The organism is Streptomyces sp. NPDC048254 (genome assembly GCF_043201895.1).
Classification (GTDB): Bacteria; Actinomycetota; Actinomycetes; order Streptomycetales; family Streptomycetaceae; genus Streptomyces.
This window is the reverse complement of record NZ_JBICZJ010000002.1, coordinates 115,951-130,129: the sequence shown is the minus strand read 5'-3', so window position 1 is coordinate 130,129 and position 14,179 is coordinate 115,951. Positions and strand designations below refer to the sequence as shown.

Here is a 14,179-nt window from a genome sequence, read left to right as displayed (position 1 = left end):
ATGACCCATGACCTCCGAACCGCGCTGCTGCATGCAGCCCTTGACGCGGCCGGTCGCGGCTGGCACGTCTTCCCCCTGCGCCCGGGAGGCAAGCCGCCCGCCCTGCACGGCGAGCAGGTGTGCCCCCGCACCGGGGAGTGCGCGGCCGGACACCGCAAGTGGGAGCAGCGCGCCACCACCGACCCCGACCGCATCCAAGTGGCCTGGTCGCGGGCCCCGTTCAACGTCGGCATCGCAACCGGCCCCTCTGGGCTGCTCGTGGTCGACCTGGACGTGCCCAAGGACAAGGGCAGTGCGGACGCGCCTGACGGCGCGGCGACCTTCGGGGCGCTCTGTGAGCGCGCCGGCCACGCCGTCCCGGACACCTACCGGGTGCGGACCGCGAGCGGCGGGGGGCACCTGTACTTCACCGCCCCGGCCGGCATCTGCCTGACCAACACCGCAGGGACGATCGGGAGGTTGGTGGACACGCGAGCGTGGGGCGGCTACGTCGTCGCCGCCGGCAGCACCACCCCTACCGGAACCTACGAAGCCCTGTGCGCCCCCGTAGCGGCGCCTCTGCCGCTCTGGCTCCAAACCATCCTGCAACCCGTCCCCAATCCCTCTCAGGCCCCCTCAGGGGTCGTTGCGGGGCAATCCAGTCGATATGCGGATGCAGCACTCGCCAATGAGGCCCGGAATGTGGCCATGGCCCAACAGGGGGCGCGGGAAGGCTCGTTGTTCCGGGCGGCGCGCGCACTGGGGCGCTTCGTCGCGTGGGGCGACCTCCCCCGGCACGTGGTCGAGCAGGCTCTTCAGGAGGCAGGGCAGGGGGCAGGACTGTCCGCCGCCGAGTGCCGCTCGACTCTCCGCAGCGCCCTGGACTGGTCCATCACCCACAACTCCGCACGCGGGCAGGCGGCATGAGCCCACGCTCCCGCCCCCTCCTGAAGAGCATCACCACCACCCCGACCGGCCAGCCGGACGCCTACTCACCGCAGGGCCCGCCGGCCGTGGGCGAGCCGAAAGGCGCCGCCCGCAAGGGCGTCCGAAGTGCCCTTCTCTCTGACTCGCAGCCGGCCGACTCGGCCAATCCGACGCCGGATCGGCCCGGGATCCGGATCTACGCCCCGCCGGTCTACCGCGACCACAACGACGGGGCCCGCTGGTCCAAGCGCTACGGAGACACCCCGACCGCCGCCTACGCCTGTCCCTGCGGACAGACCGGCACCGCGCCCGGACCGCGCACCGTCGCCGCGCTGGTCACGGAGTACGAGGCGCACCGGGCCGCCTGCACCGGCACGCCCGCATCCCCCATGGAAGGAAGGGCCGCCGCATGACCCCCACCACCGACGGGGCCGCACTGCTCAACGACGTCGAAGCCTTCCACCGCCGGTTCAACGTCTTCCCCACCGAAGCCGCCTACGTCGCCGTCGCGCTGTGGGACGCGCACGCGCACCTGCTCGACTGCTTCGACTCCACCCCCCGCCTGGCCTTCCTCTCCCCGGAACCGGGGTCGGGGAAGTCCCGCGCACTGGAGATCGTGGAAACCCTCGTGCCCGCCCCCATGACGGCGGTCAACGCGTCCGCCGCCGCCCTGTTCCGCTCCGTCTCCAACCCGTCCGGCCGACCGACGATCCTCTTCGACGAGATCGACACCGTGTTCGGGCCCAAGGCGGGGGAGAACGAGGAACTGCGCGGGTTCCTGAACGCCGGCCACCGCCGCACCGGGGTCACCTACCGGTGCATCGGCGACGGCGGCAACCAGACCGTTCAGGCCTTCCCCTCGTACTGCGCCGTCGCGGTCGCCGGTCTCGGCTCGCTGCCCGACACGATCATGACCCGGTCGGTCATCATCCGGATGCGCCGGCGGGCCCGCAACGAGCGTGTTGAGTCGTTCCGGGCCCGCGTCCACGAGGGGGAAGGGCACAAGCTCCGGGACCGGCTCGCCCAATGGGCCGAGCACGCGCGGGGGTTCGTGATGGGTGCCTGGCCCGACATGCCCGACGGGGTCACCGACCGTCCCGCGGACGTGTGGGAGCCGCTGCTCGCCATCGCGGACGCTGTCGGCGGTGGCTGGCCGGAGCGGGCCCGCGCCGCGTGTGTGGCGCTGGTGACCGCGTCCAAGGCCAACGACAAGGGCAGTCTCGGGATCCGGCTGCTCGCCGACCTGCGTGACCACGTCATGGTCGGTATCGACCGGCTGCCCACCGTGGCCATCCTGGATCGCCTGAACGCCCTGGACGACGCACCGTGGGCCGATCTGCACGGCAAGCCGCTCGACAACCGCAGGTTGTCGCGGATGCTCGCCGAGTACATGACGGCGGACAACGAGCCGATCGCCTCCCGCAACATCAAGACCGCCGGGAGTGTCCTCAAGGGCTATTACGCCGCCGATCTGTGGGACGCGTGGGCCCGCTACTGCCCCCCACCCCCGGAAAGTCCGCTACCTCCGCTACCTGGCACCGAAAACCTGGCCTGACCAGCAACTACGCGGTAGCGGCAACGGTCCCCGGTTGCCGCTACCGCGCCGCTACCCATCCGCTACCGCTACCCCTTCCCGCTACCCCGAACGGGCCCCTGACCTGCGCGGTAGCGGCGGTAGCGGAAGTAGCGCCCCCTCAGAGAGTCCCCCGAGGACTGCCCCCAGAGGAGCAACCGCATGAGCACCGCCACCCGCCGGCACCGCGCGCCGAAGGATGAACTGCTGCCCTTGAGCGAAGCCCTGGACGAGATCGGTATCAGCCGCGCCACCTGGTACCGGTGGCGAGACCGTGGCTACGGCCCCGAAGCGCGCCGCACACCGTCGGGCCGTATCTGCGTGCGCCGAAGTGTCCTGGACGCCTTCAAAGACGAATTGGATGCCGCGTGACCGAGTGGAGCTACACCGTCAAGATCTGGGCCATCCGGAAACGTGATTACCGGAAGCCCTACCAACTCCGATGGAAGGTGGGCATCCGGCCGCACTCGGAGTCGTTCCTCACCCACGGCCTGGCGGACAGCCGCCGAGCCCAACTCATTACGGCGGCCCGGGAGGGCGAGCCGTTCGACGTCGAGAGTGGATTGCCAAAGTCCATGGTCGACAAGAAGCGGGACATCACGTGGTACGAACACGCCCGCAACTACATCGAGATGAAGTGGGACGGCTCCCCCGGCAACACCCGGCGGACGCTCGCCGAAGCAATGGCGACCGTAACTCCGGCGTTCGTGAAGGACACGAAGGGGATGCCGGACCCGGGAATCGTCCGCCGTGCCCTCTATAGCTGGGCGTTCAACAAGAACCAGTGGGAGCAGGACACACCCGCCGACGTGGTCAAGGTGCTGAACTGGTTCGAGAGGAAGTCTCTCCCCATGTCAGCGCTTTCGGACAGATTGACCGTACGGGCCGCGCTGAATGCCCTTTCAAAGAAGCTGGACGGCAAGACTGCAGCACCTGGAACCATCCGCCGAAAGCGCGCAATCTTCTACAACTCACTCGAATACGCGGTTGACGCCGAACTGCTCAGCGACAACCCGCTAGACCGCATCAAGTGGAAGGCCCCGGAGCAGGTCGTCGAAGAAGTAGACCCAGCCTGCGCACCCAACCCCGGGCAAGCGGCGAAGCTACTGAACGCGGTTCGCGACCAGAGCAAGCGCGGTCGCCGACTCGCGGCATTCTTCGGCTGCATGTACTACGCAGCTGCCCGGCCGGCCGAAGTCATCGGATTACAAGTCGGAGACTGCGACCTGCCACGCCGTGGTTGGGGCCTGCTGAGGCTCCATGAAACGCGCCCGCGTTCCGGCAAGGACTGGACGGACAACGGCGAGACGCACGAGAAGAAGGGACTGAAGCACCGACCGAGGAAGGCCGTCCGTCGCGTGCCGATTCCGCCTGAACTGGTCGCTCTACTGCGCTGGCACCTCACCGCGTACGGCGCCGCCCCCGACGGCCGTGTCTTCCAGACGATGCGCGGCGGACTGGTCCAGGACACCGGGTACGGCGAAGTCTGGGCTGAGGCTCGCTCGCGGGCACTCACCCGGGCGGAATTTGAGTCCGTGCTGGCGAAGCGTCCTTATGATCTTCGTCACGCGGCAGTGTCCACGTGGCTCAGCTCAGGCGTCGAGCCTCAGCTTGTGGCAGAGCGCGCCGGCCACAGCGTGGCCGTGCTGTTTCGGGTGTACGCCAAGTTCCTCAAGGACGGGGACAGTGCGGCGAACGCCAAGATTTCTGCTCGCCTGGAGCAGGCGGGGTGACCGGCTCACGATCCCGTCCACGCCCCGTCCACGGAGTCCGAGAGAGGGCGTTCGAACGCGAGACAGAGTGAGACAGTCAGCTGTCCGTCGGGGTACATGACGAAGAGCCTGTGACCTGCGTACTACGCAGGTCACAGGCCCTTCGTTCCCGTGTGGCGGCGCCAGGATTCGAACCTGGGAAGGCGAAGCCGGCAGATTTACAGTCTGCTCCCTTTGGCCGCTCGGGCACACCGCCGGGGTTTGCCACCAAGTCGGACCGTTTTTCGGCGGTGCTCCCTGGCAACGACGTAAACAATACCCGATCCCCAGGGGTGCTCCGCCACCCGATTGATCTGCGCTCGCGAGACCTGGGGTGGCTAGGCTGGTGCGGATGCGGCCCGGTCCCCACACCAGGCGCGGCCGCCGTCGCGCGCCGGAACGCATCCCGTTACGCCCCCAGATACAAGGAGCCACAGGACATGGCCGACTCCAGTTTCGACATTGTCTCGAAGGTCGAGCGGCAGGAGGTCGACAACGCCCTCAACCAGGCCGCCAAGGAGATCTCGCAGCGCTTTGACTTCAAGGGCGTGGGCGCCTCGATCGCCTGGTCCGGCGAGAAGATCCTGATGCAGGCGAACTCCGAGGAGCGGGTCAAGGCGATCCTCGACGTCTTCCAGTCGAAGCTGATCAAGCGCGGCATCTCGCTGAAGGCGCTGGACGCGGGTGAGCCGCAGCTCTCCGGCAAGGAGTACAAGATCTTCGCGTCGATCGAGGAGGGCATCTCCCAGGAGAACGCGAAGAAGGTCGCGAAGATCATCCGCGATGAGGGTCCCAAGGGCGTGAAGGCCCAGGTCCAGGGCGACGAACTGCGCGTCAGCTCCAAGAGCCGCGACGACCTCCAGGCCGTGATCGCGCTCCTGAAGGGCCAGGACTTCGACTTCGCGCTCCAGTTCGTGAACTACCGGTAGTCACCGCCGGCCGAGGTACGAGGAGGGGTGGGCACCCCTGGTACCCACCCTTCTCGTCTGCCGGCCTGCGGTAGGGGCGCTCAGTCGCGCGAATTGCCGAACAGCAGGCGGTAGACGATCAGCAGGACCAGCGAGCCGCCGATCGCCGCCACCCAGGTCGCGCCGTCGTAGAAGTTCTTGGTGATGGGGTGGTCCAACCAGCGGGCCGATATCCAGCCGCCGAGGAACGCGCCCACGATGCCGATGAGGGTCGTACCGATGAAGCCGCCCGGGTCGCGTCCCGGCAGCAGGATTTTGGCGATGGCGCCGGCCAACAGTCCCAGGATGATCCAACCGATGATGCCCATGCCCTGAACCTGCCCTTCCGCGCTGTGTTCGCACTGTTCCGGCCCTGTGTTTTCGTTCTCGGCCGGCTGTGCCGGACAGGGTGTGCGAGAACGCCCGCAGACAGCCGTCGCGCGTGTGTTCGTGCGCTGTCGATGACGAGGACGCCACGGCGACACCTCACGGTTGCGGCGATCAGTAGGGTGCGGCGCATGGCCTCCTCCTCCCCCCGTCTGCGGCGCACGCTGGGCGTGCGCGACGCCGTGGTCGTCGGTCTCGGCTCGATGATCGGGGCCGGCGTGTTCTCGGCCCTGGGTCCGGCGGCCCACGCGGCCGGGTCGGGGCTGCTGCCCGGCCTGGCCGTCGCTGCTCTGGTCGCCTACTGCAACGCCATGTCCTCGGCCCGCCTCGCCGCCCGCTACCCGCAGTCGGGCGGCACCTACGTGTACGGGCGGGAGCGGCTCGGCGCCTTCTGGGGATACCTCGCGGGCTGGGCGTTCGTCGTCGGAAAGACGGCGTCCTGCGCCGCGATGGCACTCACCGTGGGCGCCTACGCCTGGCCGGGGCAGGCGCACGCGGTCGCGGTGGCGGCCGTGGTGGCGCTGACCGCCGTGAACTACGGCGGCATCCAGAAGTCGGCCTGGTTGACGCGGGTGATCGTGGCCGTGGTGCTGGCGGTCCTCGCTTCCGTGGTGGTCGTGTGCCTGACGTCCGGGCGAGCGGACGCCGGGCGGCTGGACATCGGCCTGTCTTCGGGTGTGGGCGGCGTGCTTCAGGCGGCCGGCCTGCTGTTCTTCGCGTTCGCCGGGTACGCGCGGATCGCGACCCTCGGCGAAGAGGTGCGGGACCCGGCGCACACCATCCCGCGCGCGATTCCGCTGGCCCTGGGTATCGCGCTGGTGGTGTACGCGTGCGTGGCGGTGGCCGTGCTCTCCGTGCTCGGCGCCGACGCGCTGGGGCGGGCGGGGGCGCCGCTGGCCGACGCGGTGCGGGCGGCCGGGGTGCCGAGGCTGGTGCCCGTGGTGCGGGTGGGGGCGGCGGTGGCCGCGCTCGGCTCGCTGCTGGCGCTGATCCTGGGCGTGTCACGGACCACGCTCGCCATGGCCCGTGACGGCCATCTGCCCCCGGCGCTGGCCGCCGTGCACCCGCGTTTCCAGGTCCCGCACCGCGCGGAGCTGGCCGTCGGCGCGGTGGTCGCCGTGACGGCGGCGACGGTGGACGTCCGGGGTGCCATCGGTTTCTCCTCCTTCGGCGTGCTGGCGTACTACGCGGTGGCCAACGCCTCGGCCTGGACACTCGATCGGGCCCCGCGTGCCCGTGTGGTTCCGGTGGCCGGACTGCTGGGCTGTGCGACGCTGGCCTTCGCGCTGCCGCTGGTGTCGGTGGCCGCCGGGGCGGCCGTGCTGGCCACGGGCGCGGTGGCGTACGCCGTACGGCGGCGGGTGACGGTTCGGTAGTCGGCGGTCGCGTTCAGGAGGCCTGGTTTCTCAGGAGGCCTGCTCCGGAGCCGGCGCCGTGCGTATCCGGACGTCGTCCCACGGCGCCAGATCCGTGCCCTCGTCGGTCTCCTCGTACCAGCCCGTGCCGTTCAGCCAGACGCACAGCCAGTCGGTGAGGGTGGGCGCGTCCACGAACCAGGCGCTGTCGGCGCCGTCGGCGTTCGGCTCGTAGAGCAGGACCGTGGCCTGCGGGGTGCGGCAGTCCACGCAGGCGTACATACCGCAGCCCCAGTGGGATATCGGCAGGACGCCCTCCGGCCAGGGCCACTCCGGGTTCCTGCGTCCGTACTCGCGGTTGGCGAGGTACTGGGTGACGGCGGCCGGTTCGCCGGAGGGGGCGGCGTCGAGCAGGGGCAGCAGGCCGTAGGACGGGCCGAAGCCTCCGTCGCCGACCTGCCCGTAGAGCGCGGCGAGGAGGGGTGGCAGGGGGAAGCCCAGGGCCTCGCGGGCACGGTCGAGCGTGGCTGCGTCGACGGGCGCGGGAAGCGAAGGCCAGCCCCATGGACGGGAGTCGCGGGCCTGTACGGCCACCCGTGTCAGCAACTGCTCGATCTCGGTCATGGCTTCATGATGCAGGCCGCCACTGACAATCGCGGCGGCCTGTGGACAACCCCGGGCCTGGGTCCGGGCCTGTGGACAACTCGTGTGCGGCAAGCTCCGGATGAGGTGTGGTCAGCGGGCCGCGAACGGCTGGTCCGTGGGCACGATCTCGCGTCCCAGCGGAAGCAGGGAGACCGGGATCAGCTTGAAGTCGGCGATACCGAACGGGATACCGATGATCGTCAGGCACATCACGACACCGGTGACGATGTGGGCGAGGGCCAGCCACCAGCCCGCGAGGACGAGCCACAGGACGTTGCCGACACAGGAGGGGACGCCGGCGTTCCCGCCGCTCGACGGTCGTGTACCCGAAGGGCCACAGGGTGTAGACGCCGATACGGAACGCCGCTATGCCGAAGGGGATCGTCTCGGGACGTTCCCAATCCCGCTACAAGGGCGCTGCGCTTCCGCCTGGACGCCTGACCGGCTGATACTTGTGGCAGCAGGCATGCCGACGGAGTGACCTGGAGAGGGTACCGACCATGAAGGTGTTCAACCTGCTGCTCAACATCCTGTGGCTCGTCTTCTGCGGCTTCTGGATGGCGATCGGCTACCTGATCGCAGCGCTGATCTGCTTCGTCTTGATCATCACCATCCCGTTCGGCATCGCGTCCCTGCGTATCGCCGGCTACGTCCTGTGGCCGTTCGGACGGACCACGGTGGACCGACCGGACGCCGGCGCCGGCTCCTTCATCGGCAACGTGATCTGGGTGATCTTCGCGGGATGGTGGCTGGCTCTGGCCCACCTGATCACGAGCATCCCGCTGTTCCTGTCGATCATCGGGATCCCCTTTGGGTGGGCGAACCTGAAGCTCATCCCTATCTCGCTCATGCCTTTGGGTCGCGAGGTAGTAGCCACGGACCAAGGGTTTGGCGGGCGCTGACCGCTCTGCGTGCATGGCAGGCGGGAACCGCGTGCACTCCTATCGCGATCTGACCACAACCTGCGGGCGGTCCCCGCTCCGAGTGGCCTGAAGCCGAACAGGAGCGCAGACCGCAGGGTGTTTCCCGGCAGAGGGCGACTGAACCGCTGGAGTCAACGTTTTCGTAGATGTGCCACAGCGGGTTGGTGGAGTGCGGCCGCTCCAACGCAGTGCGGTAACGAGAGAGTCCAGGTCAGCCTCCACACGCCGACCATGGAACTCCCTCCGTTCGTGTCGGCACCGACCTCTTGGACTTATGTGATGATCCGTCGATGGCTGCCACCACGTTTGTGTAAATCCAAATTTGGGTCTCAGCCATTACTTAGAGGGGTGTCTGGATGTTGGAGCTCGCGCGCTCGTGGGTCGACGGGTGGACCGTCTCGCGTCGGGCACCGAAGCCGGTAGCCATGCCGTGGGGGCTGAGCATCCAGGTCGGGCTGCCGGCCCAGGCGGTCCGTCACGTCCTGCTCGACGCCGATGTCGAGACCGCCCGCGGGCTCGTCGGCGCGATCACCGAACAGGCCACCTGGATCAAGGCTTTTCTGGAACCGGACGTCATGCAGCCGTGGTTCTCGCCCGCGTGGGAGCCGACCGATCCCGGCTTTCTGATGGCCGTCGACCTGCGTCCGTCCGTCGTGCGCGCGCCGGACGGTTACACAGCCACCGCCGAGACCGCCGACGATGTCACATTCGTACGCATTCTGGCCGCCGACGGGAAGCTCGCCGGCCGCGGCCAAATCGGTCTGACAGCCGATGTCTACGTGTTCGACCAGATCGTCACCGAGGAGGCTCACCAGCGCCTCGGCCTCGGGACGGTCGTGATGGGCACACTCACCAACGCGGCCATCGAGAACGGCGCGGCTACCGGCATCCTGGGCGCGACCGTCCAAGGCCGAGCGCTCTACGAAACGCGGGACTGGAAGGTCCTCGCACCGCTGACCGGCTTCATCTACAAGCCTGTCGCTCCCTGAATCGCAACCCGGATCCCCGAACGGCGCCATACGCCGGGGCCGCGAGTTGCGGCGAGGCGCTCAACAGATCGTCGGTCTTCACATACACAGCGGTAGAGACCAATGGGCCAGGGTAGCTCCCCTACTGCCCAATGGCCGCAGGGGCACCGTGCGCCGGTGCTTGGACGCCATCTTCTACAAGGCGCGTACCGGCAAATCGCGGCCTGAAGTGATCAAGGACACCGGCGCCACAATCCAGGCCTCGAAGCACTTCAACGCCTGGACATCCGATGACACGTGGGCCCGCGTGAACGCCGCGCTGTCGGACGTGGAGCAGGCCCCTCTTCTCGAACCTCAGCTCCTACCGCCAATGATCATCGAAGGGCGAGTCGACCCGAGCGCGATGCTGCACCCTGAGGGGCGATCCCGAACGGGATGCCGATGATCGTGATGCAGAGGATCACGCCCGCCAGCAGGTAGCCGAGGAACAGCCAGAAGCCGCTCAGGACGAGCCAAATGACGTCAGGATGGTCTTCACTGCGGGCGACCTGCCATCTTCTCCAGCCGGGCGATCCGCTCCGCCATGGGCGGATGCGTCGAGAACATCTTGGACAGTCCCTGGCCCGGACGGAAGGGGTTCGCGATCATCATGTGGCTCGCGGTCTCGATCCGGGGCTCGGGGGGCAGCGGGAGCTGCTTGGTGCCGGTCTCCAGCTTGCGCAGGGCGCTGGCGAGGGCGAGCGGGTCGCCGGTGAGCTGGGCGCCGGAGGCGTCCGCCTCGTACTCCCGGGAGCGGCTGATGGCGAGCTGGATGACGGTCGCGGCGAGCGGGCCCAGGATCATGATCAGCAGCAGGCCGAGGAAGCCGGGGCCGTCGTCGTCGTCCGAACGGCCGACCGGGATCAGCCAGGCGAAGTTGACCAGGAACATGATCACCGAGGCGAGGGCGCCGGCGACCGACGAGATGAGGATGTCGCGGTTGTAGACGTGGCTGAGCTCGTGGCCGATCACACCCCGCAGTTCGCGCTCGTCCAGGATGCGCAGGATGCCTTCCGTGCAGCACACGGCGGCGTTGCGCGGGTTGCGGCCCGTCGCGAAGGCGTTCGGGGCCTCCGTCGGGGAGATGTACAGGCGGGGCATGGGCTGGCGGGCCTGGGTGGAGAGGTCGCGGACCATCCGGTACAGGGCCGGCGCCTCGAATTCGCTCACCGGGCGCGCACGCATCGCGCGTAGCGCCAGTTTGTCGCTGTTCCAGTACGCGTACGCGTTCGTGCCGAGGGCGACGAGGACCGCGACGATCAGACCCGTCCGGCCGAAGAAGCTGCCGATGACGATGATGAGTGCCGACAGTCCTCCGAGGAGAACTGCCGTTCTGAGTCCGTTGTGCCGGCGGTGCACGGTACGCCCTCCAAGTCGTGCGGCAGGGGAACCCTTTGCCTGCGGTGCTGCCTTCCGATCTGCGATGCCACCGGTGTCGTGGTGTCACGTCCAGTGGACCCTTACGCACTGGTCAACGCCAGGCGGCGGCCGCTAGTTCCCTTGTGTCCGCTGTGCGCCGCGTGAGCCGTCCGGGTGAGATCCGCGCCCCGCCCGCGCCGGTGCTCCGCACGCGCGCGTGCGGAGCGTCAGAACAGGCCGGTGGCGGCGAAACGGAGCACCAGCTGGGGCGCGCCGGAAAGCGCGACGCCGAGGGCTCCGGTGAGGGCGAGTGCGGCCGTGAGGGGGGCTGGAAGGCGGTGCCTGGCGGTGTCGCCTTCGGGAGCGCGGAACAGCAGGGCCGTCCACTGGAGGTAGTAGTAGAGGGCGATCACGACGTTGACGGCCATGACGACGGCCAGCCAGCCGAGGCCGGCGTCGACGGCCGCCGAGAAGACGGTGACCTTGGCGAACAGTCCGATGATGCCGGGCGGGAGTCCGGCCAGGCACAGCAGGAAGAACGCCAGGAGCAGTGCGGTCAGCGGGTTCTTGGCGTACAGGCCGCGGTAGTCGGAGAGCCGGTTGAGTTCCTTCGTACGGCCGACCAGGGCGGCCACCGCGAAGGCGCCGAGGTTCACGGCCGCGTACATGAGGGCGTAGGCGACGGTGGAGCCGACGGCCTTCTGGGGGTCGTTGGCGTATCCGGCGGCGGCGATCGGCACGAGCAGGTAGCCGGCCTGGCCCACCGACGACCAGGCGAGCAGTCGTACCGCGCTGTACGCGCGCGTGGCCTGCTGGCGCAGGGCCGCGACGTTGCCGACGGTCATGGTGAGGGCGGCCAGGGCGGCGAGTGCGGGGCCCCAGACGTCGGCGTAGGACGGGAAGGCGACGACGGTGACCAGGATCAGGCCGGAGAAGCCGACGGCCTTGCCGACGACGGACAGGTAGGCGGCGATGGGGAGCGGGGCGCCGACGTAGGTGTCGGGGACCCAGAAGTGGAAGGGGACGGCGGCTGTCTTGAACGCGAAGCCCACAAGGGTGAGGACGACACCCGTTTGGGCGAGGGTGTGCAGCTGGCCGTCGACGTGCTGGATGCGGTCGGCGACCTGGGTGAGGTAGAGGCTGCCGGTGGTGGCGTACACGAAGCTGATGCCCAGGAGGCTGACGGCGGTCGCGGTCACCGAGGACAGGAAGAACTTCAGGGCGGCTTCGGAGGACTTCGCGTCGCCGTGCCGGATGCCGACGAGGGCGAAGGCGGGCAGGGAGGCGACCTCCAGGGCGACGATCAGGGTGGCGAGGTCGCGGGATGCGGGCAGCAGGGCGGCGCCGGCGGCCGAGGAGAGCAGGAGGAACCAGAACTCGCCCTGGGGGTAGCGGCGGTTGCCGTCCTTCAGGGTGGTGACGGACAGCAGGGCCGTGAGCAGGGCGCCGCCGAGCACCAGGAACTGCACGACCAGGGTGAACCGGTCGGCCGTGTAGCTGCACGCGCGCGTGGCGCCCGTCAGGCAGAAGGTGCTGCGGTCGTGGTCCAGGAGCGGCAGCAGCAGGACGGCGGCCGCGGCGAGTCCGGCGACCGACACCCAGCCGAGGAGGGGCTTTCTGGCCTCCGGCACGAACAGGTCGGCGACGAGGACGGCGAGGGCGACGACCGCGGTGAGGGTGGGCGGGGCGATGGCGAGCCAGTCGACGGACTGGACGAGGTTCGCGGCCGACGGCTGGGCCAGGACGCTCATCGGGGGCCTCCTGCGAGGAGCTGCTGCACGGCCGGGTCGGTGAGCCCGAGCAGGGCCTTCGGCCACAGTCCGGCGACGACGGTGAGGGCGACGAGCGGGGTCCAGGCCGCGAACTCGTAGGTGCGGACGTCGGCGAGTTTCGGCATGTCCTGCGGTACGGCGCCCATGCAGACGCGGCGGACCACGGTCAGCATGTACGCGGCGGTCAGCAGGGTGCCGAAGGCGGCGATCGCCATGAAGGTGAGGAAGGCGGGGCGGCTGAGGCCGGCGGCGGGTTCGAACGCGCCGAACAGGGTGAGCATCTCGCCCCAGAACCCGGCGAGTCCGGGCAGTCCGAGCGAGGCGACGGCGGCGAAGGCGAGGAGCCCGCCGAGGCGGGGCGCCTTGCCGTACAGAGCGGCACCCGTCTCCTCGGCCAGGGTGTCGAGGTCGGTGGTGCCGGTGCGGTCCTTGAGTCCGCCGATCAGGAAGAAGAGCAGACCGGTGATGAGGCCGTGGGCGATGTTGGCGAACAGGGCGCCGTTGACGCCGGTCGGGGTCATGGTGGCGATGCCGAGCAGGACGAAGCCCATGTGGCCGACGGAGGAGTAGGCGATCAGGCGCTTGAGGTCGCCCTTCGCGCCCCGTTTGGCCAGGTTCAGACAGGCCAGGGAGCCGTAGATGATCCCGACCACGGCGAAGGCGGCGAGGTACGGCGCGAAGGTGCGGAATCCGTCCGGCGCGACCGGCAGCAGGATCCGGACGAACCCGTACGTACCCATCTTCAGCAGGACACCGGCCAGGAGGACCGAGCCGACGGTCGGCGCGGCGGTGTGGGCGTCCGGCAGCCAGCTGTGCAGGGGCCACATCGGGGTCTTGACCGCAAGCCCGATCCCGATCGCCAGAACGGCGATGACCTGCACGGATGCGGTCAGTGACCGGCCGTTGTCAGTGGCGAGTGCCACCATGTCGAATGTGCCCGCATTGATTCCGATCAGGAGCAGGCCGAGCAGCATGACGACGGATCCGAGCAGGGTGAAGAGGATGAACTTCCAGGCGGCCCGGGTCCGTCCCTCGCCGCCCCAGCGGGCGATGAGGAAGTACATCGGGACGAGGACCATCTCGAACGCGAGGAAGAACAGCAGCAGGTCGAGGACGGCGAAGCTGGCGAGGGTGCCGGACTCCAGGACGAGCAGCAGCGCGACGAACGCCTTCGGGGAAGGGCCCGCCGGCATGTTGAAGTACGAGTAGAGCGCGCAGAGGAAGGTCAGCAGCGCGGTCAGGACCACCAGGGGGAGGGAGATGCCGTCGATGCCGAGGTGGATGCGCACGTCGAGTGCGGGGATCCAGCTGATGTCGGTCGTGGCCTGCATCCTCGACGGATGGTCCTGGTCGAAGCCGAGCGCGAGGACGATCGCGGCGATGAGGATCACGCCGGTCACGGTCACGCCGTGGCGGAGCACGGTCTGCTCGGGTGACTTCCCCTTCAGCCCGGGCGGGGCGGGGAGCAGGGCGGCGACGGCGCCGAGGAGCGGGCCGACGACGATCAGTGCCAGAAGGAACTGCATCACGGACTCGTTGATATCGATCACGCCT

15 protein-coding genes, 1 tRNA gene and 2 pseudogenes are annotated in these 14,179 nt (G+C 69.1%); 10 read left to right on the top strand and 8 right to left on the bottom strand.

Annotation, left to right across the window (positions count from 1 at the left end):
- From ACGFZQ_RS05780 to ACGFZQ_RS05760, 5 genes are all read left to right on the top strand, one after another.
- Positions 1-906, top strand: a complete 906-nt coding sequence (locus ACGFZQ_RS05780; RefSeq protein ID WP_393839343.1) for a bifunctional DNA primase/polymerase — start codon at positions 1-3, stop codon at positions 904-906.
- Positions 903-1,319, top strand: a complete 417-nt coding sequence (locus tag ACGFZQ_RS05775; protein WP_393839342.1) for a hypothetical protein — start codon at positions 903-905, stop codon at positions 1,317-1,319. Before ACGFZQ_RS05780 ends, ACGFZQ_RS05775 begins: the two co-directional genes overlap by 4 nt.
- Positions 1,316-2,461 (top strand): DUF3631 domain-containing protein, encoded by a 1,146-nt coding sequence (locus ACGFZQ_RS05770; protein WP_393839341.1) that lies wholly within the window; start codon positions 1,316-1,318, stop codon positions 2,459-2,461. The genes ACGFZQ_RS05775 and ACGFZQ_RS05770 overlap by 4 nt, the downstream gene beginning before the upstream one ends.
- A gap of 180 nt (positions 2,462-2,641) precedes the next feature.
- Entirely contained in the window at positions 2,642-2,851 is a 210-nt protein-coding gene (locus ACGFZQ_RS05765; protein WP_393839340.1) for a helix-turn-helix transcriptional regulator, read from the top strand.
- Complete coding sequence (locus tag ACGFZQ_RS05760; RefSeq protein ID WP_393839339.1) at positions 2,848-4,212, top strand: tyrosine-type recombinase/integrase; 1,365 nt, start codon at positions 2,848-2,850, stop codon at positions 4,210-4,212. The genes ACGFZQ_RS05765 and ACGFZQ_RS05760 overlap by 4 nt, the downstream gene beginning before the upstream one ends.
- 153 nt (positions 4,213-4,365) lie before the next feature.
- Here ACGFZQ_RS05760 and ACGFZQ_RS05755 read toward each other — a convergent pair.
- Positions 4,366-4,447, bottom strand: a tRNA-Tyr gene (locus tag ACGFZQ_RS05755).
- A gap of 223 nt (positions 4,448-4,670) precedes the next feature.
- Between ACGFZQ_RS05755 and ACGFZQ_RS05750 the strand changes: the two genes are divergently transcribed.
- On the top strand, positions 4,671-5,159 hold the full coding sequence (locus ACGFZQ_RS05750) for a YajQ family cyclic di-GMP-binding protein (RefSeq protein WP_351748076.1): 489 nt from the start codon (positions 4,671-4,673) through the stop codon (positions 5,157-5,159).
- A gap of 80 nt (positions 5,160-5,239) precedes the next feature.
- Here the strand turns inward: ACGFZQ_RS05750 and ACGFZQ_RS05745 are convergent, their stop codons facing one another.
- A complete protein-coding gene (locus tag ACGFZQ_RS05745) occupies positions 5,240-5,506 on the bottom strand; it encodes a GlsB/YeaQ/YmgE family stress response membrane protein (RefSeq protein WP_351693843.1) in 267 nt (88 codons plus the stop codon).
- A 189-nt stretch (positions 5,507-5,695) separates the two neighbouring features.
- On the opposite strand from ACGFZQ_RS05745, the gene ACGFZQ_RS05740 reads away from it, so the two are divergent.
- Positions 5,696-6,940: an APC family permease gene (locus tag ACGFZQ_RS05740; RefSeq protein WP_393839338.1), complete on the top strand. Its 1,245-nt coding sequence runs from the start codon at positions 5,696-5,698 to the stop codon at positions 6,938-6,940.
- A 30-nt stretch (positions 6,941-6,970) separates the two neighbouring features.
- On the opposite strand, the gene ACGFZQ_RS05735 is transcribed toward ACGFZQ_RS05740, so the two are convergent.
- The gene (locus ACGFZQ_RS05735) at positions 6,971-7,543 is read right to left on the bottom strand and encodes an SMI1/KNR4 family protein (protein WP_393839337.1); all 573 of its coding nucleotides are present in this window, start codon (positions 7,541-7,543) and stop codon (positions 6,971-6,973) included.
- A gap of 111 nt (positions 7,544-7,654) precedes the next feature.
- Positions 7,655-7,946, bottom strand: a pseudogene (locus ACGFZQ_RS05730) (YccF domain-containing protein).
- 118 nt (positions 7,947-8,064) lie between these two features.
- On the opposite strand from ACGFZQ_RS05730, the gene ACGFZQ_RS05725 reads away from it, so the two are divergent.
- The 3 genes from ACGFZQ_RS05725 to ACGFZQ_RS05715 all read left to right on the top strand — a co-directional run bounded on the left by ACGFZQ_RS05725 (position 8,065) and on the right by ACGFZQ_RS05715 (position 9,900).
- Positions 8,065-8,466, top strand: coding sequence for a YccF domain-containing protein (locus ACGFZQ_RS05725; RefSeq protein WP_393839336.1), 402 nt, complete (start codon positions 8,065-8,067; stop codon positions 8,464-8,466).
- Between the two features lie 377 nt (positions 8,467-8,843).
- The gene (locus ACGFZQ_RS05720) at positions 8,844-9,476 is read left to right on the top strand and encodes a GNAT family N-acetyltransferase (protein WP_393839335.1); all 633 of its coding nucleotides are present in this window, start codon (positions 8,844-8,846) and stop codon (positions 9,474-9,476) included.
- A gap of 46 nt (positions 9,477-9,522) precedes the next feature.
- Positions 9,523-9,900 (top strand): transposase, encoded by a 378-nt coding sequence (locus ACGFZQ_RS05715; protein ID WP_393839334.1) that lies wholly within the window; start codon positions 9,523-9,525, stop codon positions 9,898-9,900.
- Here ACGFZQ_RS05715 and ACGFZQ_RS05710 read toward each other — a convergent pair.
- The 4 genes and pseudogenes from ACGFZQ_RS05710 to ACGFZQ_RS05695 form a co-directional block, all read right to left on the bottom strand.
- Positions 9,875-9,973 (bottom strand): annotated as a pseudogene (locus ACGFZQ_RS05710) (YccF domain-containing protein); the annotation flags it as partial. The gene ACGFZQ_RS05715 and the pseudogene ACGFZQ_RS05710 overlap by 26 nt on opposite strands.
- A gap of 16 nt (positions 9,974-9,989) precedes the next feature.
- Positions 9,990-10,853: a zinc metalloprotease HtpX gene (gene htpX / locus ACGFZQ_RS05705; protein ID WP_351748081.1), complete on the bottom strand. Its 864-nt coding sequence runs from the start codon at positions 10,851-10,853 to the stop codon at positions 9,990-9,992.
- A gap of 227 nt (positions 10,854-11,080) precedes the next feature.
- On the bottom strand, positions 11,081-12,604 hold the full coding sequence (locus ACGFZQ_RS05700) for an NADH-quinone oxidoreductase subunit N (protein WP_393839333.1): 1,524 nt from the start codon (positions 12,602-12,604) through the stop codon (positions 11,081-11,083).
- Complete coding sequence (locus ACGFZQ_RS05695) at positions 12,601-14,175, bottom strand: NuoM family protein (protein ID WP_393839332.1); 1,575 nt, start codon at positions 14,173-14,175, stop codon at positions 12,601-12,603. The genes ACGFZQ_RS05700 and ACGFZQ_RS05695 overlap by 4 nt, the downstream gene beginning before the upstream one ends.
- Between the last annotated feature and the right edge of the window lie 4 nt (positions 14,176-14,179).